Below are 24,394 nucleotides of genomic sequence, written 5' to 3'. Positions count from 1 at the left end.
TCAGCCGCCCATCGGGAAGCCGGGGCCAAACTGCTGCCCCGGGGGAACCTGGGCGGGCGCACCCGGGATGAACTCAAGGATCGCTTCGCCCTCGGCCAGCCCCGAAACCACTTCCACCCTGGAACCGTCATTGAGTCCCAACTGAACCTTGCGCTGCTCGGGCTCGCTGGCAGGACCGCCGGCCGGGACTCCTGCTGGAACTCCCTCAGCGGCACCGGGACCGGCGGAACCGTCCACCACGGCCCCACCCGCGCCGGGGGCGGGGCCCGTTCCTGCCAGCCACACGATGCCTTCCTTGACGCTGCCCTCGACTGCCGTAAGGGGCACCGTGACCACGTTGACGGCTTCGCCTGCGGTCACTGTCATGGTTGCACCCAGCCCGGCGAAGACCTCGACGCTTGAGGGGACAGCGCAGCTGAGGGTTCCGGTGGGCGTGCCGCCCTGCTCGGGTGCCCCGGCGGCAGTACCGGGGTCTGCCTGGGCATACGGAACGGACCGGCTCACGCCGCCGGTGCCCCCGGTGACGCCTGCCCCCGGGCCGCCGGCAGCGGCCGCCGCGGCGCTTTCCAGAACTACTGCAGGACACGTGAAGGGAGCAGGGCCGCCAACCAGGGCCACCTGGGCCGATCCGGGTTTGGCCAGGAGGCGGTACTGCTGCGCAGCGTCCACGGTTCCGCTGACGGTAAAGGTCCCGGGATCCACGGATCCTGCCGTTTCACCCACGCTGACCTGCTGGTTGATAAGGACGTCAAGGGTTTCAAGTACCCCTGAGGCCGGGGCCACCACGTCCGTGTAGGTGTAGGCAGGGAGGGGCGCAGCCGGAAGGGGCTGCCGGCTCGCGCTGCTGCCCTGCGGGCCGGCTTCCGTGACCGGATCAGCCGCCACGGCAGGAGCAGGCTGTACTTCGGAGCGCACCTGATAGAGCCGATCACCCATCGCCACCTTGGCTCCGGGCTCTAAAAAGATGTAGGTGACCTGGCCGGCGGTGGAGTTCCTGACACCCACCGCGGCGTCGCTTTGAACGGTGGCCTTGATCTCCACCCGGTTGGTCAGTGTGGCCCGGGACGCCTGGATCACCGGAGTTGCCACCTGGGCGCCGGGACCGGCCACGGTCCGTTCCGGCTCCAGGCCGTCCACAAAGGCGATCTTGACCAAAGCCACCGCGATGACCGCGAATACTGCCAGCCACGCCGCCGGCAAAATGACACGTCGAAAAACTCTCATCACTGCCCCCATCAGTAGGCTTCCCGGAGTGATTTGCAGGAAGCCAACCCAGCATATAGCGGCGATGTTCCGGAGCTTGTCACAGGCGTTCCCGAAAGTGTCACATGTCGGGTGTTGGTGCCTTGGAAGGCGGATGGTTACCTCCGCTTTTTGGGGAAGGACGGTTTGCCGCCCTACCCTTAGTTAGGTTCACCTAAGAAAAAGGACTGACCGTGCAGCCCACTCCCCCATCCAGCCCCGCCCGTGCCCGCTGAGACGTTCCGTGATGCCTGGGGCATTCCCCATTTACGGGCGGATTCCGCGGCCGGACTGGCGTTCCTGCAGGGCCGCAACGCCGCGGCCGACCGATCGTGGCAGATCGAGGTGGAGCGCTGGCGGTCCGAGGGCAGGACAGCCGAAAACCTGGGTGCAGAAGGCCTGGTGTGGGACCGGTTCGCCCGCCAGGCACGCATCGACCACACTGCCCGCCGCTGCTTCGCCACCATGGATGCAGGCACGCAAAGCTGGTGCACTGCCTACGTGGACGGCGTCAACAAGGCTCTCGAGGCCGGCCACCGGGATGCACCCGAATTCCAGGACACCGGCACAGCCCCGGACCGCTGGGAACCGTGGACGCCGCTCGGCGTTTTCCTGGTCCACCACATCCTTTTCGGCACTTTTCCCAACAAGCTCTGGCGCGAGCACGTGGCCGGAGCCCTCGGCGAAGACGCCGTGGAACTCTTCAGCATCGAAGCTCCCGTGTGGGCCGGCAGCAACGCCTGGGCCGCCGCTGGCAGCCTCACGGAATCCGGATCTCCCCTGATTGCCGGGGATCCCCACCGGCTGATGGAACTGCCGGGCGTGTACCAGCAGGTGCGCCTCGCCTGCCCGGAGTTCGACGTCGTCGGGCTGGCCTTCCCGGGCGTCCCCGGCCTGCCGCACTTCGGGCACGCGGGCACGGCGGCGTGGGCCGTCACCAACGCCATGGCCGACTACCAGGACCTGTACACCGAGCAGCTGCGTCACGACGACGGCACTTTGCAGGCGCGGGGACCGGACGGCTGGGAGGCTGTGCTGGCCAACCACCGGGAGGAAATCCTGGTGCGCGGCGCCACTGCTGAAACCGTGGACGTGATCGAGACCGCGCGGGGTCCGGTGATTTCCGGCGGGCCCGACGGCGGTGCGCTGAGCCTGCGGACGCCGTCCAACTCGGCAGCGTCGCTGGGTTTCGAGGCCCTCCTGCCGCTCCTTCGGAGCCGTTCCGCCGCCGACGTGGAAACCGCGCTGAGCCACTGGGTTGAACCGGTCAACTGCGTCCTTGCCGCCGATTCGGGCGGGGACGTGCGCCAGCTGGTTGCGGGCAGGGTGCCGGTGCGCAACCCGGAAAACCGTGTCCGGCCCGTCCCGGCCTGGTCCGCAGGGCACCAGTGGACCGGCGGGTGGGCTGACCTGCCCCGGTCCGGCGTGGACGGGCTTGCCGTCAATGCCAACGACCGCGCCTCCGGCGGCGGGGACAGGACCGGGCTGGAGTTTGCCCCTGCCCACCGGGCACGCCGGATCCGGCAGCTGCTCGAAGAAACCGGGCCAGGCCTGGACGCTGCCGGCATGCAGCGCATCCACATGGACACGCTGCTGGGATCGTGGCCTGCCTTCCGTGCCCTGCTCGAAGGACTGGACGGGATCTCCGGTCCCGCGGAGGAGCGGCGCTCGGAGCTGCTGGGTTGGGACGGACACATGCGGGCGGACAGCACCGCCGCGGCGGCCTTCGCGGCGTGGCGTTCGGCGCTGGTCCTGGCGCTGACCCGGAGCCCGGCGCTGGAACTCCTCGCGTCGCCACACGGCCGCTCACCCCTGTTCGCGCCCTGGTTGAACCCGGCCGCCCGGGTGGGTTTCGCCGTCGAGACCATTATCGCCAACGGCTCCGGACACGGCGTCGACGTACACCACGCAGCCCGGGAGGCACTCGAGGAAACCGCTGCCGCAAAGCGCGGTGTTACGTGGGGAAGCGGCCACACCCTGCTGCCGCTGCACGCGCTGGCTGACCACCCTTCCGCTGGCGCTGCCCCACCCGCCGTGCCCGTCACACCACTGTCCGGGGACACGAACTGCGTCCTATCCACCGAGAGCCTGCCGGGAGTTACGGACGCTTCATTCCGGGGCCCGGTGGCACGCTACGTGTGGGACCTTGCGGACCGGACGAAGAGCCGGTGGATCGTTCCGTACGGCGCTTCCGGAAATCCCCGCGATGACCATTTCGCGAGCCAGCTGCCGCTGTGGGCCGCCGGCGGACTCATCCCCGTTGTCACCGACTGGGACCAGCTCACCAAGGAGAACCATGACGCGCGCTGATACTGCCCTTCCCCTGGCCGCCAGGGACGCCGTGTACGAGGACGAGCTGCCGGGGCTGGGCCGGCTGCGGCTGGTGGTGATCACGCCAGAGGCGGACGCAGACCTGATCTACAGCTGGGTGCGGGAGGAACGGGCACGGTTCTGGGGCATGGGTGCCCTGAGCCGGGATGAGGTCCGGGACATCTACAGTTTCCTGGACGGCCTGGACACACACCACGGGTACCTGATGGTGATCGGCGGCCGGCCGGTGGGGATTTTCCAGACGTACCAGCCCCTGCAGGATCCGGTGGGCGAGGTGTACCCGGCCCGCCTGGAAGATACGGGGATGCACCTTCTGCTCGCACCTGCGGAGCGGCCGGTGCAGAACTTCACACCGATCCTGGTGTCGGGGCTCATCCGGTTCCTCCTGTCCGATCCCTCGAAGGACCGCGTGGTGGCGGAACCCGACGCCCGCAACAGCAAGGCCATCAGCCGCCTGGTGGGCTGCGGCTTCGAAACCGGCCCCACGGTGCAGCTCGCCGAAAAGGAAGCACAGCTGGTCTTCCTCACCCGGGACAGGTTCGAATCACGCCAGGCAGGCTAGGTCAATAGCCGCTGCCCGCCGGCCGGAGTGACGTGATCATCCGCCGGATGTTCTGGTACTCGGTGGTGTCCATGTACTTCCGGGCCTGCTCCAGGTACGGCAGGGACTCAGCGCCGGGGGTCCTGTTGTTCTCCGGGCTGTAGAAAGCGCCGAACATCGCCGCGGTGGGCGGCCAGGTGAAGAAGTGGAAGATGGCGCAGGCCGAATCGCCGGCGGGAGCCGGAACGGACGTGATCCCATAGGCGGCCGCCGGGGTATCAGCCGGGCCGGGAGCGGTGGCGTCGCCCCGGGTCTCAAAGACGTACCGTGGCACGGCGCCGTCCCGGGCCAGGGCGGGGAGTTCCTGCGACTCAAATTCTGCGAAGGGATATTTCTCCATGCAGGTGGACCCCGTTGCCATGTTGGTCCTCAGCGTAGCCAGCGGCCTGCCGGCCTCGTTGGTGACCTCCGCGAACGCCCCGCCGCCTTCAGGAAGTTCCCCTGCCGGGTCCCGCACGCTCCAACCCGGAGGATAATCGAAGGCCAACTGTCCGTCCGCCGTCGTGAATGTCGTCCACGGCGCCCGGGTTGCTGTGCCAGTGGGCGGTACGGTCGCCGTCGGAGCGGCAGTGGGCGGGGCGGCCGGCGGGGAAGTGACCGAAGGCTCGGGGACAGGCGCGGTACTGGGTGAGACGGAAGCCCCGGGCGAGGGGGCGGTCGCCGTCGGCGGCCCTCCCTGCGGACCGCACCCGGCAAGTACAACAGCAACCAAAGTCATCGCGGGCAGCAGCCCGCCGGACCTACGCATGTCACCCTCCACAAGGTCGGAAAACTTATCCTCCAATTGTGGAACCAGGGGCAGTTTTCGGACCGGGCGGCCGCTGATTGGCGCCGAACCGTTGCGCCGAATAACAAAAAGCTCCGGGCCCTTAAAGCACAACGGCGGCCCGCCCCCTAAGGAGCCGGCCGCCGTCGAACGCGTTTTGTTATTTATTAGAGGGTGGCGGTGTCGATGACGAAGCGGTAGCGGACGTCCGAGGCAAGGACGCGTTCATAGGCGTCATTGATCTTTTCAGCCGGGATGACCTCAATCTCGGCACCGAGGTGGTGCTCGGCGCAGAAGTCCAGCATTTCCTGGGTTTCGCGGATGCCGCCAATCATGGATCCGGCGAAGGAGCGGCGTCCGCCGATCAGGGCGAAGGCGTTGACCGGGAGCGGCTCCGCGGGGGCGCCAACGTTGACCAGTGCGCCTTCAAGGGCCAGCAGCTGAAGGTAGGAGCTGATGTCGATCGATGCGCTGACCGTGTTGATGATCAGGTCAAAGGTCCCCGCAAGGTCCTTGAAGGTGTTCTCGTCGCTGGTGGCGTAGTAGGCGTCAGCCCCCAGGCGCAGCCCGTCTTCCTGCTTCTTAAGGGACTGGGACAGGACGGTCACCTCTGCACCCATGGCGTGGGCGAGTTTGACGGCCATGTGGCCGAGCCCGCCGAGGCCGACGACGGCAACTTTCTTGCCGGGCCCGGCGCCCCAGTGGCGCAGCGGGGAATACGTGGTGATGCCGGCGCAGAGCAGCGGGGCTGCGGCGTCGAGGTCGATGCCTTCCGGGATGCGCACCACGAAGTCTTCGGTCACCACAACGTGGCTGGAGTAGCCGCCCTGGGTGATGGTGCCGTCGCGGTCAACCGCGCCGTACGTGCCGACCATTGAGTTGAGGCAGTACTGCTCCTCACCCTTCAGGCAGTTGGCGCATTCGCGGCAGGAATTGACCATGCAGCCGACGCCGACGCGGTCGCCCACGGCGTGCTTGGTGACGGCGGAGCCTACCTCGGTAACGATGCCGGCGATCTCGTGGCCGGGAACCAGCGGGTACTGCTGCGGGCCCCAGTCGCCGCGGACGGTGTGGATGTCCGAGTGGCAGATGCCGGCGAACTTGATCTCGATCAGGACATCGTGCGGGCCCACTTCGCGGCGCTCGATGGTGGTGGCAATAAGGTCCTCTGTAGCGGACGGGGATGCATAGGCCTTGACGGTGGTCATGGTTCTCCTGTGGTTCTGAGGGGGATCTCTGAAATGCTACCGGGCTCGAAGAGGAACAACCCGGCTTTCGGGGCCCGTAGCGGTGGCCCTGCTGTAACTGGTTCTGGCAGTCCTACCCTTGGCGGCCTTCGTAATCGTCGTCTGTGATGTGCTCGGCCCAGGCAGTGGTGCGGGCCGGGTCTTCATCGTTTTCAAGGATGGCGATGTGTTCCCCAAGACCCATCCCGGCGAAAAAGGTGGTCAGCGTCAGTTGCACAGCGGACGCCGTCGTACCGAACTCACCGGCAACGCGCGGAAAGGCCGGGACATACATATCGGTGGCCAGCGGTGCCACGGCCGTCAGGAAGATGACCGTTGCCACCAGCGTCGCCGGGACGGCACCGGCCGCCGGCAGACGTAGCGAGGGCCCTGCTGTAACGGGTTATGGCAGACCCTCCTTAGGGGTTCCCCTTTGGACGTAACGTTGCCGTATGGATAACCGAGCCGAGATCCGGCAGTTCCTTTCCACCCGCCGTGGACGCATCAGCCCGGAGCAGGCAGGCATCGAACCGTACGGCGGGCGCCGCAGGGTGCCTGGGCTCCGCCGGGAAGAGGTGGCCCGCCTCGCCGGGGTCAGCGTGGACTATTACACCCGGCTGGAACGCGGTAACCTCACCGGCGTTTCGGACAGTGTCCTTGACGCCATCGCGCGGGCACTGGAACTGGACCGTGCGGAGCATGACCACCTCTACGACCTGGCCCGCGCCGCCAACACCTCGGGCCGGAAGCGTGCGGCGAGCGCCGCACCGGCCGGTGTCCGGCCCGAACTCCAGTACCTCCTGGACACCATCACGGGAGCGCCGGCCTTCATCGGAAACAACCGGCTGGACATCGTGGCCGCCAACACCCTTGGTTACGCCCTGTACTCGGACATGTACCGGGGTCCGGCACGCCCGGCCAACCATTCACGCTTCATCTTCCTGGACCCGCGGGCGCACAACTTCTACACAGACTGGGAGCGGGCAGCGAGCACCAACGTGGCCATCCTGCGCCGTGAAGCAGGCCGGAATCCTCATGTCAAGGGCATTGCGGAACTCATCGGCGAATTGTCCATGCGCAGCGACGAATTCCGCACGCGCTGGGCAGCGCACAACGTCCGGCGGCACTACGCCGGGACCAAGTTCTTCCAGCACCCTGTAGTGGGACTGCTCGAACTGAACTACCAGGTCCTGGGGCTGGAAGAGGACCCCGGGCATTCACTGACTGTCTATCCCGCGACTCCAGGCAGTCCCTCAGAGGAAAGCCTCAAGCTCCTCGCTTCGTGGGCGGCCACCGAAAAGATCGCAGAATCGGCCCAGGCGCACGCCAGGAGCCAGTAGCCCCCTGGCGCCTCCCTCTAGGAAAGTGGGACGGCGAGGATCTGGTCATCCCCGGGCTTTGGGTCGCCGCGGCCGTCCGTGTTGTTGGTCAGGAACCACAACTGTCCGTCCGGTGAAAGCGCCACGTCACGGATCCGGCCGAACTCACGGTTGTAGTGGTCCGTGGACGTGGAAGGGTCGGAAACCGGAACGGACCGCAGGATCTGTCCCCGGAGGTTGGCGATGAAGAGGGTCCCGCCGGCATGGGCCATGCCGCTGGGACTCGCGGCGCCGGGCTGCCATTGCTGGACGGGATCCACGAAGCCCTCCCGGCCCGCGATTCCCTCGACCGTTGGCCAGCCGTAGTTGGCGCCAGGGGTGATGATGTTCAGCTCGTCCCAGGTGTTCTGCCCGAATTCGGTGGCGAACATGGTTCCGTCCCCGGCCCACGCCAGTCCCTGCGGGTTCCGGTGCCCAAAGCTGTAGACGAGGGAGCCCTGGAAGGGATTATCTGCGGGGGCATCACCGTCCGGGGTCATCCGAAGGATTTTTCCGGCCGGGGAGTTACGGTCCTGGGCACTGTTGCGCTGGCCTGCGTCGCCGGTGGTCACGTACAGCATGCCGTCGGGACCAAAGGCGATGCGGCCGCCGTCGTGGTTGCCTGCGGCGGGAATCCCCTCGATAAGGGTGTCCGGCTGCCCCAGGGACAGGGAGCCCGGCGCCCCGGTTACGGTGAAACGCTGGACCCGGTTGCCGTCCGCCGCCGTCGAATACACGTAGAGGTCTCCCCCGGCGCCCACGGCCAGTCCCAGCAACCCGGCCTCGCCCCGGTCCGCCACGCCCTCCACCGTTCCAATGGGCCGTGCGGTGCCATCCGGTGCAAGTTCGAGGATGCGCGCGCTGTTCCGTTCGCTGACCAGCGGCGTTCCGTTCCTGAACACAACGGACCACGGTGCCTGGAGGCCCGTTGCCACCGCCCGGGGACTGCCGGCGATCGTGGCTGCCGCTGTCCTGGCGGGTTCGCTGGCTGGACTGGAGGACGCCGGGGCCGGCGTAACGGGAGCGGACGTGACCGGGGCCGGGGAAACGGGGACGGGGGAACCGGTGGTCTGCTGCGCGGACGGCGGGGTTGGGGCTGTACAGCCCGCCAGCAGAAGAACCGCCCCTATGGCAGCCGCCGTACTGATCCTGTGGCGCATGTGCTTCTCCTATCAATCACGGTTCCGGGGACCGAACTGGCGGGCTGGCGTTTTATCCGAGGTGCAACTGACCTTTTCCAGTCACATTAACCCGCGTTGAGGAACATGGCGCCCCGTTGCCCGGTTTGTCCTTCGGATGGCGTCATAAGTAGCGCCGTTTCCTCACGTTGAGCGTCTTGTCCGGGCTGCTGGCCAAGGCCTTGCCAACCGTGCTTAGGTGTTTCCACGGCCCACGCCGGACACACCAAACAGCACCTCAAAGGCCAGGACGAACAGGAGGACCAGATGCAGGAACTGACAAGCCGCGTGCACAGCGGCTACTCCTCCGGCCCGTCCTGTTGCCGCACTGACAGCTGTTGCCGCACGGAACGAATGTGCAGCATGCGGGCCGCCCGAAACCGCAGCTCCGCCGTCTAGCCTCCGGCCACGCGGCCCGCGCACCAACTACGAACTTTCACTCCGGCCCTGTCCCAGGGCCAGCTCCGCTGTGCCAATTTTCCGGCTTCGCACGCCATCCCCACGCCAACCTCCGAAAGGCCAACCATGTCCTTCGCTGCACCCTCCCGCCCGCCGTCCGCCCCAAGCGCGACGTCAGCCTTTACCCGCCGCCGTGCGCTTGGCGCTTTCCTGGCCCTGCCCGCCCTGGGTCTCCTGACCGCCTGCGGCGGGACGGCAACGGCGGGCAACCCGGCCGTTGACCAGGCTTCGTTTGGCCCGCTGGCCACCTCGGTTCCGGCCGGAACCACCATTAAGGTGGGCGATCCAACCGTCAAGGTGGCCCTCGAACTTTCGGGCCTGAACAAGGAGCTCGAAGGCTTCACCGTGGAGTTCGCCAACATTTCCGGCGGCCCCCAGACCACCGAAGCCTTCCGGGCCAACGCCCTCGACGTTGGTTCCGTGGCCGACATTCCGCCCATCCACGCCACCTGGACCGGCCTGGACGTCCGCATCATCGCCAGCGCCTACCGGCAGGACGCCGTCAACCATCCACTGTACGAACTTGGCATCGCGCCCGGGGCCGGGATTGCGACGCTTGAAGAACTGCGCGGCAAGAAGATCGCCTACAGCCCGGGGCAGGCGCAGGGCGCCCTGGTGCTGCGGATCCTCGAACAGGCAGGCCTCGCGCAGGACGACGTAAAGCTCATCGAACTGCCCAGCACCGGGGACGCCTATGCCTCAGCTTTGTCCAGCAAGCAGGTGGACGCCGCACCGCTGGGCGGGGTACAGATCAAGCGCTACCTCACCAAATACAAGGCCGACGGCGGCACCACCCTCCGGCACGGCCTGCGCGATGACCCTGGCCACCTCTACTCCCCCGCCAAAGTCCTGGCCGACCCCGCCAAGGCCGCAGCACTGGCCGCCTACGTGAAGGTGTGGGGCAAGGCCCAGCGCTGGATCGAGGACCACCCTGAGGAATGGCTTGAGGGCTACTACGTCAAGGACCAGGGCCTCTCCCGCGAAGACGGCCAGTACCTGATCGAGGCCGCCGGCAAGCGGGACGTTCCCACCACCTGGACCGATGGCATCGAACGGCACCAGCAGACCATCGACCTGCTGTCCCGGGAACAGAAGAAGCCGCAGCTGACCGCGGCGGACCTTTATGACACCCGCTATGAGTCCATCGCCGGCACCTCGTTCGCCGAGGATGGAAAGGGCGGTGCGGCATGAGCGCCGCCCCCGTCCTGGAACGTCCCGCCGTCGAACCCCATCAGGACCCGGCATTCACCGGACGTCCGGACGTGCGGCCCACGGGCCGCCGCCTTGGACCGGGACGCCGACGGCGGCTGGCCTGGCTGCTGGGCCCCTCAGCCCTGCTGGCGCTCTGGACAGTCCTGTCGGCCACCGGCCTGCTCGATCCCAGGATCCTCTCCGAGCCCTGGACGGTGGTTGCCACCGCGGGTGAACTCCTGGCTGACGGCCGCCTCCAGGAAAACCTGGCCATCTCCGCCCAGCGCGCCGGACTCGGGCTCTTCTTCGGCATTGTGGTCGGCGCACTGCTCGCGCTCCTGTCGGGCCTGAGCCGGGTGGGAGAGGCACTCATCGACGGGCCGGTGCAGATCAAGCGCGCCATCCCCGGCCTGGCCCTGATCCCGCTGCTCATCCTGTGGTTCGGCATCGACGAGACCATGAAGGTCCTCACCATCACTCTTGGCGTGTTTGTCCCCATCTACCTGCAGACACATGCCGGGCTGCGCGGAATCGACCTGCGCTATGTGGAGCTCGCCCAGACTGTGGGACTGAGCCGCGCCGCGTTCATCCGCAAGGTGGTTCTCCCCGGCGCCCTGCCCGGCTTCTTCCTGGGCCTGCGTTTCGCCGTCACCGGAGCCTGGGTGTCCCTGGTGGTGGTGGAACAGATCAACGCCACCAGCGGCATCGGCTACATGATGGAGCTCGCCCGCACCTATGGCCAGACCAACATCATCGTCCTCGGACTCGCCGTCTACGGCATTCTCGGCCTGTTGTCTGACGGCGCCGTCCGCTTCTTCGAACGAAAGGCCCTCTCATGGCAGCGCACTCTGGCGGGCTGACCGCCGTCGCCCCTTCCGGCACAACACTGACCGGCACAACACCTTCCGGCACAGCACAGTCCGCCGCGGGCTCCTCCGCCGGCACCGTCTCCGTGCGGAACCTGATCCGCAGCTTCGGCCCGAAGGGCGTCCTGAACGGCGTGGACCTGGACATCGCCCCGGGCGAGTTCGTAGCGCTCCTGGGACCCAGCGGCTGCGGAAAAAGCACCCTGCTCCGGGCACTGGCCGGGCTGGACCACGACGTTCGGGGCAGCGGCGTCATCACCGTCCCGCAGCGGGTGTCCGTGGTCTTCCAGGATTCGCGGCTCCTGCCCTGGGACACCGTGCTGGGCAACGTCACCCTGGGCCTTCGGGAGCACGACGCCGAGGCCCGGGCACGCAAAGCCCTCGCCGAAGTGGGGCTCGCCGGCCGGGAAAAGTCCTGGCCGCACGAGCTGTCCGGCGGCGAACAGCAGCGCGTGGCGCTGGCACGGTCGCTGGTCCGCGAACCGCAGCTGCTGCTGGCTGACGAACCGTTCGGCGCCCTCGATGCCCTGACCCGGATCAAGATGCACGGGCTGCTTCAGGACCTGGTGGCCGCCCACCGTCCGGCAGTCCTGCTGGTGACCCACGACGTGGACGAGGCCATCGCCCTCGCGGACCGGATCGTGGTACTGGACAGCGGCCGCGTGGCCACCGTCCACACCGTAGCGCCGGACGTAGGCTCGGCCGTTGATGCTGCCGGCCACGAGGCGCTGCGCCGCGAACTCCTGGCCGATCTCGGCGTCGCACCTGCCGCCAGCCACTGACCCGGCACCCTCCGTCATGCTCAACCCCGCTGGTTGAGCCTGGCGAAACCCCGCCCACCTGATCTGCACATTCTGAACCAGGAGCACCCATGCCTGCCGAAAATTCATCACAGAACCCAGCGTCAACCCAACGCAAACTTCACCTCAACGCCTTCCTCATGAGCACCGGCCACCACGAGGCCTCGTGGCGGCTGCCGGAAAGCGACCCGCAGTCCAGCACCAATGTGGAGCACTACAAGCAACTGGCCCGCACGGCCGAACGCGGCAAGCTGGACTCCATCTTCTTCGCCGACTCGCCCGTGCTCTTCGGCGAGGTTGGCCGACGTCCGGCCGGCAAGCTCGAACCCACCGTCCTGCTCACCGCCATTGCCGGCGCCACCGACCACATCGGACTGATTGCCACCGCTTCCAGCACCTACAACGAACCCTTCAACCTCGCCCGCCGCTTCGCGTCCGTGGACTGGGTCAGCGGCGGCCGCGCCGGCTGGAACGTGGTCACCACCGCCGGTCCGGATGCTGCCCGCAACTTCGGCGTTGACGATCAACCCGCCCACGCGGTGCGGTACGAGCGTGCCGCCGAATTCATCGAGGTGGCGCAGAAGCTGTGGGACAGCTGGCACGACGACGCGGTGCTCGCGGACAAGGCGGAGGGCGTCTGGGGCGACGCAGAGAAGATCCGCGTGGTCGACCACGCGGGGAAGCACTTCAAGGTCCGCGGCCCGCTGAACGTGCCCCGCTCACCGCAAGGGCACCCGCTGATTGTGCAGGCCGGTTCCTCCGAGGACGGCAAGGACCTCGCTGCCCGGTACGCGGACGCCGTGTTCACAGCCCACCAGACCCTCGGCGACGCGCAGGAGTTCTACCGCGACCTCAAGGCCCGCACCGCAGCGGCCGGCCGCGACCCGGAAACCATCAAAATCCTGCCCGGCATCGTGCCCGTTATCGGCGCCACCGAGGAGGAGGCCCAGGAACTGGAGCGGGAACTGGACCGCCTGATCAAACCCGAGTACGCCCGGATTCAGCTCGCCAAGACCCTGCGCGTCGCCCCGGAGGACCTGCCCCTGGACCGCCGGCTGCCGGAGGACCTGCCCAGCGAGGACGAGATCGAGGGCGCCAAGAGCCGCTATACCCTGATCGTCCAGCTCGCCCGGCGCGAAAATCTCACCGTCCGGCAGCTGATCGGCCGCCTGGGCGGCGGCCGTGGGCACCGCACCTTCACCGGCACCCCCGTCCAGGTGGCGGACGCCATCCAGGAATGGTTCGACGGCGGCGCAGCGGACGGCTTCAACATCATGCCGCCGGTGCTGCCCTCGGGGCTGGAAACCTTCGTGGACAAAGTGGTGCCCATCCTTCAGGAGCGCGGCCTGTTCCGCACCGAGTACACGGGCCGCACGCTGCGGGAGCACTACGGCCTGGAACGCCCGGACAACCGCTTCGCCGGCGCTCTTGCACCGGAACTCGCGTCGATCGGTTCGGCGTTCTGATGGGCCGGCAGTTGAAGCTCAACCTGTTCATCTACCCGGGCGGGCACCACGAGGCCGCGTGGCGGCATCCGAAGTCCCGGACCGACCGTCTGCTGGACATCCGCTTCTACCAGGAGCTCGCCCAGCGGGCGGAGGCGGCAAAGCTGGACGCTGTCTTTTACGCGGACGGCCCCGCCCTGGAAAGCAACGTGCAGTTCGCCACCAGGTTCCGGATCGAGCCGTTTACCTGGCTGTCTGCGATCGCCGTCGCCACGGAGCGGATCGGCCTGATCGGCACGGCCAGCACCACCTACCTGGAGCCATACAACGCGGCACGCCTGTTTGCATCGCTGGACCACCTCAGCAACGGCCGGGCGGGCTGGAACATCGTCACCACCGGAGCCAAGCGCGCGGCGCAGAACTTCGGCCTGGACGAGCACCCGCCACATGCCGAGCGGTACGCGCGGGCGGACGAGTTTGTGCGCGTGGCAGGCAAACTCTGGGACAGCTGGGAGGACGGGGCCGTTGAGGCCGACGCCGAAACGGGCGTCTTTGCGGACACGTCCCGGATCCATCCGATCGGGCATAAAGGCGACTACTTCCGCGTGGCGGGTCCGCTGAACACCCCGCGGTCGCCGCAGGGCAGGCCCGTCTTCGTACAGGCCGGATCCTCGTCCGATGGCAAAGCCTTCGCCGCACAGCACGCCGAAGCCGTTTTTACTGCGCACCAGACCCTTGAAAGCGCTCAGGGGTTCTACGCCAACATCAAGGCGCAGGCAGCGGCGAACGGCCGGGATCCGGAGCAGCTCCTGGTCCTGCCCGGCATCAGCCCGTACCTGGGCTCCACCGAGGCGGAAGCCCGGGCCCTCAAGCAGGAGTTCGACGAACTGACGCAGCCGGAGTACGGGCTTGGCATCCTGCGCAAGCTGCTGGGCGTGGACCTGGACGGTGTGCCTCTGGACAAGCCGTTCCCGCCGGATCTGCTGGCCACGGCAGGGAAGGCAGGCAGCCGCAGCCAGCTGGTGCTGGACATCATCCGCCGCGAGAACCTGACGGTGCGCCAGGTGCTGCACCGCTTCGCCGGGGCCCGCGGGCACTACGTCGTCGCCGGAACCCCCGTCCAGGTGGCTGACGAGATCCAGCGCTGGTTCGAAAACGGCGCGGCGGACGGATTCAACATCATGCCGCCGTGGCTGCCCGGTGGCTTCGAAGCCTTCGCCGACGAAGTGGTTCCCGTCCTGCAGTCCCGCGGCCTCTTCCGCACCGAGTACACCGGGCGGACACTCCGCGAACACTTCGGCCTGGACCGTCCCGCAAGCCAATACAGTAACCAACTTCAAGGAGCTTCCGCATGACCGAATACCGCAACCTGGGCGCCACCGGCCTCAAGGTCAGCCCGCTGACGCTGGGCACCATGATGTTCGGGGCCATCGGCAACCCGGACCACGAGGATTCCATCCGCATCATCCACCGCGCACTGGACTCCGGCATCAACCTGGTGGACACCGCCGACGTCTATTCCAAAGGCGAGTCCGAGGTCATCGTGGGCAAGGCTCTCAAGGGCCGCCGGGACGACGTGGTGCTGGCCACCAAGGTGCACGGGCGCCTCGGCGAAGAGGTGAACCAGGCCGGCAACTCGCGCCGCTGGATCATCCGTGAAGTGGAAGACAGCCTGCGCCGGCTGCAGACGGACTGGATTGACCTTTACCAGGTGCACCGGCCCGAACCGCACACGGATATTGACGAGACCCTCGGCGCGCTCACGGACCTGGTGCGGCAGGGCAAGATCCGCTACATCGGCACGTCCACGTTTGACCCGGGCCAGATCGTGGAAGCCCAGTACGTGGCACGCGAGCGACACCGGGAGCGGCCGGTGACGGAGCAGCCGCCGTACTCGATCCTGGCCCGCGGCATTGAACGCGAAGTGCTGCCGCTCGCCCAGAAGCACCGCCTCGGTGTGCTGCCATGGAGCCCGCTCGCGGGCGGCTGGCTGTCCGGCAGGATTCGGCCCGACGGCGCCCACGCCACCTCCAGCAGGGCCTGGCGGCAACCGGAACGGCACGACCCGTCGTCGGCCGAAAATGCCATCAAGGCCCGGGCGGTGCTGGAGCTGACCGAACTCGCCGAGCAGGCGGGCCTGTCCCTGATCCATCTCGCGCTCGGCTTCGTCCTCGAGCACCCGGCCGTCACGTCCGCGATCATCGGTCCGCGCACGCTGGAGCACCTTGAGGGGGCGCTCGGCGCGGACAAGATCAGCCTGTCCAAGGACGTGCTGGACCGGATCGACGAGATCGTCCCGCCCGGCACCACCCTGAACCAGGCCGACGCCGGCTACCGGCCGCCGTCGTTGACTGATCCTTCGCTGCGCCGCCGCAGCCGCTGATCTGCCTTGCCAGGTAGAGCGGCTGGTGGGCCGGACGGCTCGGGAAGCTCCCGTCGTCGTCCGGCCTTTTCACTGAAGTGGTCAACGGCCTGCCGTGCATCCGCCTCCAGCGCAGGCTCATCGGATGTAGCCTTCGCGTAGGCGCCCACCGCAGTCAGCGCCTGCATCAACAGGGCGCTGTCCGCCTGGGACGCGGCACCGGACTGCCTGAGCAATGCCTCCCGGCCCTCAGCCATCGTGGCCGCCATGGCCTCCACGATAACGCGCTGCCGCAGGTCGCGGATGCGCTCCACCTCGACGAGCCTCTCGCGAAGCGGCCACAACAAGATGAAGCGTGAAAGCCAGGCCTTGTGCCGTTTTTTGAGCCGCCGTCCCTGCCAATGGGGGTAGAGGCTGAACACCACCACGAACGGGACGGTGACTGCCAGCACCATTAGCGCCCAGTCAGCTTCTCCCGGATAGGCGGCGTCCCTGTACACGCCATATAGCACCCCGCTGATGATGGCCACCAGGATCCAGGTGACACCCAGGATGTCGCGGCGCCGCCGCTGGGCCTTCGTGGCGTACATGACGGGGGCTGGCTCGGTGGCGGTGAGCACCTCTGCCACGGTGAGCCCAGTGTTAAGTGCGGTGGAAGTGCCGGCATCGGGCAGACCCGACCGGTCCGGTACTTCCACAAAGACCGGCGGAAGCTCACTGGCCTCCCGCGCCGGCGAGTTGGATTGCCCGCCCATTGGTCCCCCATCAAGACAGTCCGAATATGCCCCTCGAGTATATGGCCGGTAGCGCTTAGCACCGGGAAGATCAGGCCGGATGCACCCGGGTGGTGAGGTACAGGCGGTGGGCCGTGACTACCAGCGCCAGCCAGGCGGCACCCAGTGCCCAGGCGCCCAGGACGTCAGTGAGCCAATGATGTCCGAGGTAGACGCGGCTCAGCCCCATCGTGGCCGCGAAGACCCCTGCTGCCACGCCCGCCAGGACACGTGCGCGGGCGGACTTGAGGCGAAGGATGATCAGGTAGGCGACAATCCCGGCAATCACCACCGAGTTCAACGAGTGGCCGCTGGGGAACGACGCGGAGTATTCATACGGCGGTACGGCGTCGGCGAGGTCCGGCCGGGTCCTGCCCACCAGTTCCTTGCCCGCGATGGTCATCGAAAGCGACCCGAGCCCGGCGACAAGCATCAGGATGACAGGCGTCCAGGACCGGCGCCGCAACGCCAGGCCGATCATGATGGCAAGCGCCAGCACAGGCATGCCCACCGTTCCGCCTACATCCGTGTAGCCGGTGATGACCGTATCCAGGACCGGGGACCGGAGCGTTTTGGCGCCGTCCAGGACCGGATGGTCAAGACCGGCCACTCCGTCGGCTTCAACTACGGATTCGTACACCTCGGCAAAGATCGCGGCCAGGGCGACAGCCAGCGCCGCCCCGACGGCAAGGGTGAGAACCAATGCCGCGTGGGAGCCCAGCAGCCTGCTGATCCGCTGGACAGCAGAGGCCAGGAGTTGGCCCGGTTTGGTATCCCACCGTGTGAGGTCCTGGCCGCCCACAAAGCGGTCCTGGTGAACTTCGCCGCTCACCCCGGCTTCCGGCGGATTCTTCCCTGCAACCATGTCTGGACCCTTTCCCGCCGAACACTGAATTAGTAAGCAAGCTTATCTTGCCCGGCGGGCTGATCCGTTGTTCCCGCCACTTCCGGCGGCTGGGGCTTGTAGACCCAGGCCACCAGCACCACGGAAATGATCATCAGCAGGAACCACGAAACGAGCTTGTCCAGCGAGACCGGGTGCCAGCCGTCCACCTGGCTGGGGTAGAGCCAGGCGCCGGACCAGGTGGCGATATTCTCCGCTATCCAGATGAACAGCGCCACGAGGAGGAAGGCCATGACCAGCGGCATCCGATGGTGCTTCCGAAAGACGCGGAAGTGCATAACGCACCGGCCAAAGATGATGACGACGGCGGCGAGCAGCACCCAGCGCGCGTCCCAGACGTAATGATGGCTGAAAAAGTTGATGTAGACGGCGGCGGCGATGATCGCAGTGATCCATCGCCGCGGGTAATTGGCGAACTTGAGGTCGAAGAGCCGGTAGACCCGGACCATGTAGGAGCCCACCGCCGCGTACATAAACCCGCTGAAGAGCGGGACCGCCCCGATCCGCAGGACGCCCTCCGCCTCGTAGGTCCAGGAGCCGACGTCGGTCTTGAACAGCTCCATCACCGTGCCCACCAGGTGGAACAGGATGATGACCCGCAACTCTTTGAGGGTTTCCAGCTTGAACACAACCATCAGGATCTGGATGACGACGGCGGCGAGGGTCAGGAAGTCGTTCCTGGCCAGTGCGGCGCTGTCCGGGTACCAGAGCCGTGCCGCCATGAGGACAGCGAGGAGGGCGGCGCCGAAGATGCAGGCCCAGCCCTGTTTGAGGCCGAAGACCAGGAACTCTGTCAGCCTGGGGCGGATGCGGCTGGCCGGTGCGCTCGCGAGGAAGCGGCGTGTGCGCTCGTCGAGGCGCTGCTCCAGCGGGGTGGAACTACGCATTGGCAGGCTGGCGCGGTGTCTCCAGCTGGTTCAGGCAGTAGTTCTTGAACCAGTGCCGGAGGCGCTGGGGCAGCTTCGGGTAGACCACAGCCAGGGTTTTCATGGTGAGGTGGAAGCGGCGCTCATGACGGCCGCTCCAGGGCAGGCCGAAATCCTGGCGCAACTGGTGCGGCAGGAGACCCGCGGTGAGGAACCTGGCGAACGGCATGATGGCCCGGTACCACGGCGCCGCGCGGTGCGGGTAGAGGAGGCCCCGGCCCACCCGGACGGCGTTCTCATCGGCCCGGAGCGTGCTGATCCGCTCGTCCCAGTAGCGGCGGAACGCTGCCCTGTCGTGGGGCCACATCCGCTCCGGAAGCTGCAGGGCGGTGCCGAGTTTCGCGTAGTCGCGGTACATCGCGTCGGCGGACTCGTCGTCGAGCGGTCCGTAGATTTTCTCGATGACGGTGAGGGCGGTGTCATAGAGCGTCGCTGTGACCCAGAGCTGCAAGTCCGCGTTGTAGGCGTTGTATCCCGGGGATTTCTCGTCGGCGGCCCGGCGAACCGGGCCATGTGCCCGGTTCACTCTGCGGCGGACCTCCTGCAGCTGTGCGTCCGAGCCGTAAACGACGGCGTAGACGTAGGTGAGGGTGCCTTTGAGCCTGTTGATCGGGCGGTCCGTGAAGGTGCTGTGCTCGGCGACACCGCGGCCCACTGCCGGGTCGGCGAGCTGCAGCAGGATGGCCCGTCCCGCTCCGGCAAGCAGGATGCCCTCCGCCCCCAAATCCGCAAGTCCACGCGCCATCTCAACAGGGTACCGGAGGAGTCCATGGATGGACGACGACGGGACCTCCCGCCGTCGTCCGCTTCTTTGCCCTTCGGGCGTTACGGGAATCACGTTTCACAATAGATTTTCTTGGGAAGGCTGTCATTTCCGTTCGATAGCCTTGGCTCATGGAATCGTTCGAGGCGCAGACTGTTCTTCTCGCCCCGTCCAGCATCGTCCGGGAGATCCTGACGGATCAGGGCAACTACCCCGTCTGGAAGTCGGGAATTGCGGAAATCGCGGGCGACATCGTCCACGGCGCCAAGATCCGCGTCCGGCTGACCGGCGGCAAGAGGTCCCTTCCGCTCCGCGTCAAGAGGTTCGACGGGCAGCGCATGGTGTGGACCGGGCGCAGGGCGCTGGGACTGCTGACCTTTGTGCGTACATTCACTGTCACTGACCATTCCGGGCTCACGCTGCTGAAAGTCAGGGACACCTTCAGCGGCCCGCTGCAGAAGCTGCTGCGGAGAACGACGGACGGCACGCCTCCGCCCCTGTCCGAGTTCGTGGACGAAGTGAAATTCCGTTCAGAACTTCTGGGCTTTCATCTCCACGACGGAATTTTCCCGGGCACGTCATTGCCCCGCCACCGGAGTGAGCGCCACAGCCCTGCGCTGCAGGCCCACTAACGCGAGTCCTGCGGTCCTAGGATGGTCCGAGACGAAAGGACAACAATGACCGTTTCCCTCGAAAATCCTTTGCTGGCCGTGGACGCCGAACTGGCGGCCCTTTCTGAAACCGATGCTTTCTCCGGTGTTGTCCGCGTGGAGCGTGCCGGCGAGGTCCTGCTGGAATCGGTGCATGGCCTGGCGAGCCGGCGCTGGAAGGTGCCCGTCTCAGCGGGAACGCGCTTCGACGTCGCCTCAGTGACCAAGCTCTTCACCGCCGTCGCGGTCTTGCAGCAGGTTGATGCCGGGGCCCTGGACCTCGACGAGTCAATCCATTCCTACGTGGACCTGACCGAGACCACCATCTCCCCGGCAGTGACCCTAAGGCACTTGCTGAGCCACACCTCCGGCATCGCCGACGACGCCGATGAGGAAGCCGGCGAGTCCTACGAGGCGCTGTGGCTTGAGCGCCCCTCCTACTCCGTCACCACGACAGCGGACTTCCTGCCGCAGTTCGCGCACAAGCCTGCCGTCTTTCAACCCGGGCAGGGCTGCCGGTACTGCAACGTGGGCTACGTCCTCTGCGGCCTGGCGGTGGAGCAAGTCACCGGGGAAAGCTACCGCGACGTTGTGGTCCGCGACGTCTTCGCCAGGGCAGGGATGGGCACAGCCGGCTTCTTCGACATGCGCGCCGCCGAGCCCGACGTTGCCGAGGGCTGGGAGCCCGTCCGGGAACCGGGCGGGCCCGTGAAGGGGTGGCGCCAGAACATCTACTCCTACCCGCCCATCGGATCGCCCGACGGCGGTGCCCACGCCACAGCAGCGGACCTCACCAGGTTCCTCACGGCCGTCCGCTACGGTGAACTGCTCACCCCAGCCTCCACCAAGGCCTTCCTCACTCCGCATGCACTGCACAGCACCACAACGGACCCCGCGCCGGGCGCACGCGCCGAGCTGTATTACGGGCTGGGTCCCGCCGTCGAGCTCACGGCGGACGGAACGGTGCGGTCCGTATACAAGGAAGGCATCAACGTCGGCGCCAGCGCCATGGTCCGCTACTACCCTGCCCAGGACGTCACGGTGGCCGTTGTTGCCAACAGCGAGGACGGCGCCTGGGGACCGTTGCGGAAGCTGGACGCGGTCATCACCGCAGCCTGAGTACGCCCACGGCGTGGATTCCTGCTGGGTGACGGAGTTATTAGCAGATACGAGGACTTGAAAGCCCCTCCTGCATACCTGTCCGAAAACTCCCTAAGCCGGGGCGGTTGCCCGGCCTTCGAGCGCTGCCAGTTGCCGGACGATCCGGTCCACCAATGACGCCGGGTCATCATGAATGTCCACGGCAAAGTGCGCCTCATCGGGGCCCAGCGGTTCGAGCGTGGCCAGCTGGGAAGCGAGCAGGCTGCCGGGCATGTACTCGTGTTCCCGGCTGCTCAGCCGGTCCGAGATGGTTGCGGCATCGCCGGCAAGGTGGACGAACACCACGTTTGGCGCGAAGCTGCGCAGCAGGTTCCGGTAGCTGCGCTTGAGCGCTGAGCAGGCGATGATGCAGGAGGCCGCTCCCCCGCCCGGGCCCGCCAGTGCGGCACCGATTTCGGCAAGCCACGGCGCCCGGTCACCGTCGTCCAATGGAACGCCGCCAGCCATCTTGGCCTTGTTGGCGGCCGGGTGGAAGTCATCGCCGTCGAAGAACGGAACGCCGAGCCGCTGCCCTAAAAGGGAACCAACCGTGGACTTCCCGCAGCCGGAAACGCCCATCACCACCAGCGGCGAGAGCACGGTCATGACCCGCTCCCGGCTCCGAAGCTCAGCAGGACCTTCCCGGATTCCGCAGAGTTACGTGCCACGCCGAAGGCTTCAAGCGCCTCCTCCACGGGGTATTCGTGGGTGATGACCGGTTCGATGTGGAGCGAGCCGTCGGCGAGCGCGGCGATGACGTCGTCGATCTCGTCGTTGAACCGGAACGAGCCCTTCAACTCGAGCTCGCGGGTGATGGCCAGGGAGATCAGGACCGGCTGCGGTCCTGTGGGCAGCAACCCCACCATCACCACGGTGCCGCCGCGGGTCGCACCCTGAATCGCGGAGGCGAGGCCGTGGTGGTTGCCGGAGGATTCAATCACGACGTCGGCCTCGACGGCGGCGATCGCCTCCACGTCGCCGGCGGCGAGCACTTCGTCCGCTCCCACGGCTTGAGCGATTTCCAGCGGCTTGTGATGCATGTCGACGGCGGTGATCCGGCGTGCGCCGGCCCGCTTCAACACCGCGACGGCCAGGGCCCCGATGGGTCCGCTGCCGATCACCAGCGCCGATTTGCCGGCCACATCGCCAGCCCGGGCCACCGCATGCCACGCCACCGAGGCGGGCTCGATCAGCGCCGCCGTCCGCAGGTCGATGCTGTCCGGCAGCGTCCGAAGCATCCGCGTCGGCAGGTTCACGTAGCGGCTGAACGCGCCGTCCTTGTGCGGGAACCGCGCGGCGCTGCCCAGGTAGGTGCAGCCGGGCGAGAGGTTGGGCCGGTCCGCCGGGTACCGGGCAGCGCCCGGACCGGGCGTGGCAGGGTGGACCGCAACCGCAGTTCCCGCGGCGGGGCCGGTTCCATCGGCCGCGGGCCGGACCACCGTTCCGGAAATTTCGTGGCCCAGCACCAGCGGCGCCTTCAGGATGGATTCGCCGGCGGCGCCGTGCAGCCAGTAGTGCAGGTCGGAGCCGCAGATGCCGCCGTAGTGCACCTCGATGACGGCCTCATCGGAGGCCGGAGCGGCGAGCGTCAATTCGTCGATGCGCAGGTCCCCGGCGGCGTGGGCCACAACAGCCGGGCCGGTCACGGGAAGAACAGGGCTGGTGAGTGCTGAATCGAGTGTCATCAGACCACCACCGTCATTCCGCCGTCAATGAAAATGGTCTGCCCGTTAACAAAGTCCGATCCGCTGGATGCGAGCCACACAGCCGGTCCGGCCAAGTCCTGAACGGTCCCCCACCGGTTCGCCGGAGTGCGGCCAAGGATCCAGGAGTTGAACTGTTCGTCATCCACCAGGTTCTGGGTCATCTCCGTGTGGATGTAGCCCGGGGCGATGCCGTTGATCTGCAGTCCGGACGCCGCCCACTCGGCCGTCATGGCCCGGGTCAGGTTCCGCAGCCCGCCCTTGGCCGCAATGTAGGGGGCAATGGTGGGCCGCGCAAGGTCCGTCTGCACGGAGCAGATGTTGATGATCTTGCCGTGGCCGCGTGGAATCATGAAGCGGGCAGCCTCGCGGCCAACCAGGAAGGCGCTGGTCAGGTCGGTGGAAATCACCCGTTCCCAGTCCTTGACGTCCAGTTCCAGCATGGGCACCCGGTGCTGGATGCCCGCGTTGTTCACCAGGATCTCCAGGGGACCCACGTTCTCTTCCACCCACCCAATGCCGCGCGTCGCCTCGGCGTCGCTCGTGACATCAAAGGCGACGCTGTGAATGCGGCCCGGCGCAAAATCCGCCGCCATCGCGGCCGCCGCGTCCTTGAGCCGCTCGGCATTGATGCCGTTCAGCACCACTGTTGCGCCGGCGTCGGCCAGTGCCCGGGCCAGCGCGTTGCCGATCCCCCGGCTCGAACCGGTGACCAGGGCAACCCGTCCGGTCAGGTCAAAAAGTGAACTCATGAGAACGGACCTGCCTGCACCAGGTTGGCCGGAGCCTGCCCTGCGGCCAGCGCCTCGAGCTGCTTCCGGAGGAGCTTGAGGATCCGCGGCTGGAACGCCGACGCATTGCCGCCCACGTGCGGGGTGATCAGCGCGTTGGTAGTGGACCACAGCGGGTGGTCCTGGGGCAGCGGCTCCGGATCGACGACGTCGATGGCGCACTGCAGGCGGCCCGACAGTACTTCCTTGGTCAGCGCAGCGGTGTCCACCACGGAGCCGCGGCCCACGTTCACCACCAGGGCGCCGTCCGGCAGGGCCGCGAGGACCTCTTCGCCGATCAGCTGGTGGGTGTGCTCGTTCAGCGGCAGCACCGAGACGAGGATGTCGTGCGTGGCGGCCAGTGAGATGAGGTCCGAGGACGCGTGCACCTCGCCGTGCTCATCGGTGCGGGCCGAACTCCCCACCCGGGTGACGGTCACTTCGAAGGGCTGCAGGCGGAGGGCGATCTCGTGCCCGATCCCACCCACGCCCAGCAGCAGCACGCGCCGGTCCGCGAGGGACTGGCGCCGTTCCGGCTTCCACAGGCCGTGCTGCTGGTCCCGCACCGCCTGGTCGATGCCGCGCAGCTTCGCCAGGATCAACCCAATGGCGAGTTCCGCCGTCGCAGCCGCGTGGACTCCGGAGGCACTCGCCACACCGGCCGCCGGGCCGGCAGCCTCAATCACGCCGTCGTACCCGGTGGACTGCGTCTGCACGTACTTCAGCTGCTCCACCCTGCCGAGGGAGCCCAACACCGCGCCGGCGCCGATGTACGGAAGGATAACGCCGTCGATCTCACCCAGCGTCCCGCCGTCGGGATCCCCTTTCAGGTCCCAGACCACACCCCGCAGCCCTTCGGGAAGGGGTGAGAGATCGTCGAGGAGCTGCTGGTCGGGGAAGCTGACTGTACGGACTGTTTGCATCGGGAAACCTATCAATC

At 67.3% G+C, this 24,394-nt stretch carries 24 protein-coding genes; 11 read left to right on the top strand and 13 right to left on the bottom strand.

All coding sequences use genetic code 11. The annotated features are described in order from the left end of the window. On the bottom strand, positions 1 to 1,224 hold the full coding sequence (locus ACFVYC_RS12160; protein ID WP_387550158.1) for a hypothetical protein: 1,224 nt from the start codon (positions 1,222 to 1,224) through the stop codon (positions 1 to 3). A 243-nt stretch (positions 1,225 to 1,467) separates the two neighbouring features. On the opposite strand from ACFVYC_RS12160, the gene ACFVYC_RS12155 reads away from it, so the two are divergent. After that, positions 1,468 to 3,552, top strand: coding sequence for a penicillin acylase family protein (locus tag ACFVYC_RS12155; RefSeq protein WP_387550156.1), 2,085 nt, complete (start codon positions 1,468 to 1,470; stop codon positions 3,550 to 3,552). After that, a complete protein-coding gene (locus ACFVYC_RS12150) occupies positions 3,539 to 4,135 on the top strand; it encodes a GNAT family N-acetyltransferase (protein ID WP_387550155.1) in 597 nt (198 codons plus the stop codon). The genes ACFVYC_RS12155 and ACFVYC_RS12150 overlap by 14 nt, the downstream gene beginning before the upstream one ends. Before the next feature lies 1 nt (position 4,136). Here the strand turns inward: ACFVYC_RS12150 and ACFVYC_RS12145 are convergent, their stop codons facing one another. The 3 genes from ACFVYC_RS12145 to ACFVYC_RS12135 all read right to left on the bottom strand — a co-directional run bounded on the left by ACFVYC_RS12145 (position 4,137) and on the right by ACFVYC_RS12135 (position 6,509). After that, a complete protein-coding gene (locus ACFVYC_RS12145) occupies positions 4,137 to 4,631 on the bottom strand; it encodes a hypothetical protein (RefSeq protein ID WP_387550154.1) in 495 nt (164 codons plus the stop codon). A gap of 476 nt (positions 4,632 to 5,107) precedes the next feature. Continuing rightward, on the bottom strand, positions 5,108 to 6,148 hold the full coding sequence (locus ACFVYC_RS12140) for an NAD(P)-dependent alcohol dehydrogenase (protein WP_387550153.1): 1,041 nt from the start codon (positions 6,146 to 6,148) through the stop codon (positions 5,108 to 5,110). A gap of 112 nt (positions 6,149 to 6,260) precedes the next feature. Further along, a complete protein-coding gene (locus ACFVYC_RS12135; protein ID WP_387550151.1) occupies positions 6,261 to 6,509 on the bottom strand; it encodes a hypothetical protein in 249 nt (82 codons plus the stop codon). Positions 6,510 to 6,618: 109 nt separating this feature from the next. Here ACFVYC_RS12135 and ACFVYC_RS12130 point away from each other — a divergent pair, with 109 nt between their 5' ends. Then, positions 6,619 to 7,506: a helix-turn-helix transcriptional regulator gene (locus ACFVYC_RS12130; RefSeq protein ID WP_387550149.1), complete on the top strand. Its 888-nt coding sequence runs from the start codon at positions 6,619 to 6,621 to the stop codon at positions 7,504 to 7,506. Positions 7,507 to 7,523: 17 nt separating this feature from the next. Here ACFVYC_RS12130 and ACFVYC_RS12125 read toward each other — a convergent pair whose 3' ends face one another. Next, complete coding sequence (locus tag ACFVYC_RS12125) at positions 7,524 to 8,684, bottom strand: PQQ-dependent sugar dehydrogenase (protein ID WP_387550148.1); 1,161 nt, start codon at positions 8,682 to 8,684, stop codon at positions 7,524 to 7,526. A 543-nt stretch (positions 8,685 to 9,227) separates the two neighbouring features. Between ACFVYC_RS12125 and ACFVYC_RS12120 the strand changes: the two genes are divergently transcribed. The 6 genes from ACFVYC_RS12120 to ACFVYC_RS12095 all read left to right on the top strand — a co-directional run bounded on the left by ACFVYC_RS12120 (position 9,228) and on the right by ACFVYC_RS12095 (position 15,846). Next, complete coding sequence (locus tag ACFVYC_RS12120; RefSeq protein ID WP_387550146.1) at positions 9,228 to 10,352, top strand: ABC transporter substrate-binding protein; 1,125 nt, start codon at positions 9,228 to 9,230, stop codon at positions 10,350 to 10,352. Continuing rightward, the gene (locus ACFVYC_RS12115) at positions 10,349 to 11,212 is read left to right on the top strand and encodes an ABC transporter permease (RefSeq protein WP_387550144.1); all 864 of its coding nucleotides are present in this window, start codon (positions 10,349 to 10,351) and stop codon (positions 11,210 to 11,212) included. Before ACFVYC_RS12120 ends, ACFVYC_RS12115 begins: the two co-directional genes overlap by 4 nt. Further along, complete coding sequence (locus ACFVYC_RS12110) at positions 11,188 to 12,000, top strand: ABC transporter ATP-binding protein (RefSeq protein WP_387550142.1); 813 nt, start codon at positions 11,188 to 11,190, stop codon at positions 11,998 to 12,000. The genes ACFVYC_RS12115 and ACFVYC_RS12110 overlap by 25 nt, the downstream gene beginning before the upstream one ends. Before the next feature lie 89 nt (positions 12,001 to 12,089). Then, complete coding sequence (locus ACFVYC_RS12105; protein WP_387550141.1) at positions 12,090 to 13,484, top strand: LLM class flavin-dependent oxidoreductase; 1,395 nt, start codon at positions 12,090 to 12,092, stop codon at positions 13,482 to 13,484. Continuing rightward, positions 13,484 to 14,818, top strand: coding sequence for an LLM class flavin-dependent oxidoreductase (locus tag ACFVYC_RS12100; RefSeq protein WP_387550139.1), 1,335 nt, complete (start codon positions 13,484 to 13,486; stop codon positions 14,816 to 14,818). The genes ACFVYC_RS12105 and ACFVYC_RS12100 overlap by 1 nt, the downstream gene beginning before the upstream one ends. Continuing rightward, positions 14,815 to 15,846: an aldo/keto reductase gene (locus tag ACFVYC_RS12095; protein WP_387550137.1), complete on the top strand. Its 1,032-nt coding sequence runs from the start codon at positions 14,815 to 14,817 to the stop codon at positions 15,844 to 15,846. Before ACFVYC_RS12100 ends, ACFVYC_RS12095 begins: the two co-directional genes overlap by 4 nt. Here ACFVYC_RS12095 and ACFVYC_RS12090 read toward each other — a convergent pair. The 4 genes from ACFVYC_RS12090 to ACFVYC_RS12075 form a co-directional block, all read right to left on the bottom strand. Next, complete coding sequence (locus ACFVYC_RS12090; protein WP_387550135.1) at positions 15,795 to 16,580, bottom strand: hypothetical protein; 786 nt, start codon at positions 16,578 to 16,580, stop codon at positions 15,795 to 15,797. The two genes, ACFVYC_RS12095 and ACFVYC_RS12090, sit on opposite strands and share 52 nt — an antisense overlap. A gap of 70 nt (positions 16,581 to 16,650) precedes the next feature. After that, complete coding sequence (locus ACFVYC_RS12085; protein ID WP_387550133.1) at positions 16,651 to 17,463, bottom strand: phosphatase PAP2 family protein; 813 nt, start codon at positions 17,461 to 17,463, stop codon at positions 16,651 to 16,653. 29 nt (positions 17,464 to 17,492) lie between these two features. After that, positions 17,493 to 18,389, bottom strand: coding sequence for a DUF817 domain-containing protein (locus ACFVYC_RS12080; RefSeq protein WP_387550132.1), 897 nt, complete (start codon positions 18,387 to 18,389; stop codon positions 17,493 to 17,495). Next, positions 18,382 to 19,173, bottom strand: coding sequence for an oxygenase MpaB family protein (locus ACFVYC_RS12075; RefSeq protein WP_387550130.1), 792 nt, complete (start codon positions 19,171 to 19,173; stop codon positions 18,382 to 18,384). The genes ACFVYC_RS12080 and ACFVYC_RS12075 overlap by 8 nt, the downstream gene beginning before the upstream one ends. 149 nt (positions 19,174 to 19,322) lie before the next feature. On the opposite strand from ACFVYC_RS12075, the gene ACFVYC_RS12070 reads away from it, so the two are divergent. Continuing rightward, positions 19,323 to 19,823: a hypothetical protein gene (locus ACFVYC_RS12070; protein WP_387550128.1), complete on the top strand. Its 501-nt coding sequence runs from the start codon at positions 19,323 to 19,325 to the stop codon at positions 19,821 to 19,823. 45 nt (positions 19,824 to 19,868) lie between these two features. Then, positions 19,869 to 20,960 (top strand): serine hydrolase domain-containing protein, encoded by a 1,092-nt coding sequence (locus tag ACFVYC_RS12065; RefSeq protein ID WP_387550126.1) that lies wholly within the window; start codon positions 19,869 to 19,871, stop codon positions 20,958 to 20,960. A gap of 93 nt (positions 20,961 to 21,053) precedes the next feature. Here the strand turns inward: ACFVYC_RS12065 and ACFVYC_RS12060 are convergent, their stop codons facing one another. The 4 genes from ACFVYC_RS12060 to ACFVYC_RS12045 are packed head-to-tail and all read right to left on the bottom strand — an operon-like array spanning position 21,054 to position 24,377. Then, positions 21,054 to 21,587, bottom strand: a complete 534-nt coding sequence (locus tag ACFVYC_RS12060) for a gluconokinase (RefSeq protein ID WP_387550124.1) — start codon at positions 21,585 to 21,587, stop codon at positions 21,054 to 21,056. Continuing rightward, entirely contained in the window at positions 21,584 to 22,666 is a 1,083-nt protein-coding gene (locus tag ACFVYC_RS12055) for an L-idonate 5-dehydrogenase (RefSeq protein WP_387550123.1), read from the bottom strand. Before ACFVYC_RS12055 ends, ACFVYC_RS12060 begins: the two co-directional genes overlap by 4 nt. Continuing rightward, on the bottom strand, positions 22,666 to 23,436 hold the full coding sequence (locus ACFVYC_RS12050; RefSeq protein WP_387550122.1) for an SDR family oxidoreductase: 771 nt from the start codon (positions 23,434 to 23,436) through the stop codon (positions 22,666 to 22,668). The genes ACFVYC_RS12055 and ACFVYC_RS12050 overlap by 1 nt, the downstream gene beginning before the upstream one ends. After that, positions 23,433 to 24,377, bottom strand: a complete 945-nt coding sequence (locus ACFVYC_RS12045; RefSeq protein ID WP_387550120.1) for a 2-hydroxyacid dehydrogenase — start codon at positions 24,375 to 24,377, stop codon at positions 23,433 to 23,435. The genes ACFVYC_RS12050 and ACFVYC_RS12045 overlap by 4 nt, the downstream gene beginning before the upstream one ends. Between the last annotated feature and the right edge of the window lie 17 nt (positions 24,378 to 24,394).

The sequence above is a fragment of the Pseudarthrobacter sp. NPDC058329 genome (genome assembly GCF_042879835.1).
Classification (GTDB): domain Bacteria; phylum Actinomycetota; class Actinomycetes; order Actinomycetales; family Micrococcaceae; genus Arthrobacter.
The sequence above is the reverse complement of the archived record's forward strand: the minus strand, read 5'-3'. Positions and strand labels throughout refer to the sequence as shown.

Bases quoted from the DNA above. Each gene is read 5' to 3' on its own strand.
- ACFVYC_RS12120 (WP_387550146.1), top strand. From the start codon at position 9,228: ATGTCCTTCGCTGCACCCTCCCGCCCGCCGTCCGCCCCAAGCGCGACG.
- ACFVYC_RS12140 (WP_387550153.1), bottom strand. From the start codon at position 6,148: ATGACCACCGTCAAGGCCTATGCATCCCCGTCCGCTACAGAGGACCTT.
- ACFVYC_RS12050 (WP_387550122.1), bottom strand. From the start codon at position 23,436: ATGAGTTCACTTTTTGACCTGACCGGACGGGTTGCCCTGGTCACCGGT.
- ACFVYC_RS12115 (WP_387550144.1), top strand. From the start codon at position 10,349: ATGAGCGCCGCCCCCGTCCTGGAACGTCCCGCCGTCGAACCCCATCAG.
- ACFVYC_RS12085 (WP_387550133.1), bottom strand. From the start codon at position 17,463: ATGGTTGCAGGGAAGAATCCGCCGGAAGCCGGGGTGAGCGGCGAAGTT.
- ACFVYC_RS12070 (WP_387550128.1), top strand. From the start codon at position 19,323: ATGGAATCGTTCGAGGCGCAGACTGTTCTTCTCGCCCCGTCCAGCATC.
- ACFVYC_RS12150 (WP_387550155.1), top strand. From the start codon at position 3,539: ATGACGCGCGCTGATACTGCCCTTCCCCTGGCCGCCAGGGACGCCGTG.
- ACFVYC_RS12065 (WP_387550126.1), top strand. From the start codon at position 19,869: ATGACCGTTTCCCTCGAAAATCCTTTGCTGGCCGTGGACGCCGAACTG.
- ACFVYC_RS12080 (WP_387550132.1), bottom strand. From the start codon at position 18,389: ATGCGTAGTTCCACCCCGCTGGAGCAGCGCCTCGACGAGCGCACACGC.
- ACFVYC_RS12090 (WP_387550135.1), bottom strand. From the start codon at position 16,580: ATGGGCGGGCAATCCAACTCGCCGGCGCGGGAGGCCAGTGAGCTTCCG.
- ACFVYC_RS12045 (WP_387550120.1), bottom strand. From the start codon at position 24,377: ATGCAAACAGTCCGTACAGTCAGCTTCCCCGACCAGCAGCTCCTCGAC.
- ACFVYC_RS12095 (WP_387550137.1), top strand. From the start codon at position 14,815: ATGACCGAATACCGCAACCTGGGCGCCACCGGCCTCAAGGTCAGCCCG.
- ACFVYC_RS12110 (WP_387550142.1), top strand. From the start codon at position 11,188: ATGGCAGCGCACTCTGGCGGGCTGACCGCCGTCGCCCCTTCCGGCACA.
- ACFVYC_RS12160 (WP_387550158.1), bottom strand. From the start codon at position 1,224: ATGAGAGTTTTTCGACGTGTCATTTTGCCGGCGGCGTGGCTGGCAGTA.
- ACFVYC_RS12075 (WP_387550130.1), bottom strand. From the start codon at position 19,173: ATGGCGCGTGGACTTGCGGATTTGGGGGCGGAGGGCATCCTGCTTGCC.
- ACFVYC_RS12105 (WP_387550141.1), top strand. From the start codon at position 12,090: ATGCCTGCCGAAAATTCATCACAGAACCCAGCGTCAACCCAACGCAAA.
- ACFVYC_RS12130 (WP_387550149.1), top strand. From the start codon at position 6,619: ATGGATAACCGAGCCGAGATCCGGCAGTTCCTTTCCACCCGCCGTGGA.
- ACFVYC_RS12100 (WP_387550139.1), top strand. From the start codon at position 13,484: ATGGGCCGGCAGTTGAAGCTCAACCTGTTCATCTACCCGGGCGGGCAC.
- ACFVYC_RS12060 (WP_387550124.1), bottom strand. From the start codon at position 21,587: ATGACCGTGCTCTCGCCGCTGGTGGTGATGGGCGTTTCCGGCTGCGGG.
- ACFVYC_RS12055 (WP_387550123.1), bottom strand. From the start codon at position 22,666: ATGACACTCGATTCAGCACTCACCAGCCCTGTTCTTCCCGTGACCGGC.
- ACFVYC_RS12125 (WP_387550148.1), bottom strand. From the start codon at position 8,684: ATGCGCCACAGGATCAGTACGGCGGCTGCCATAGGGGCGGTTCTTCTG.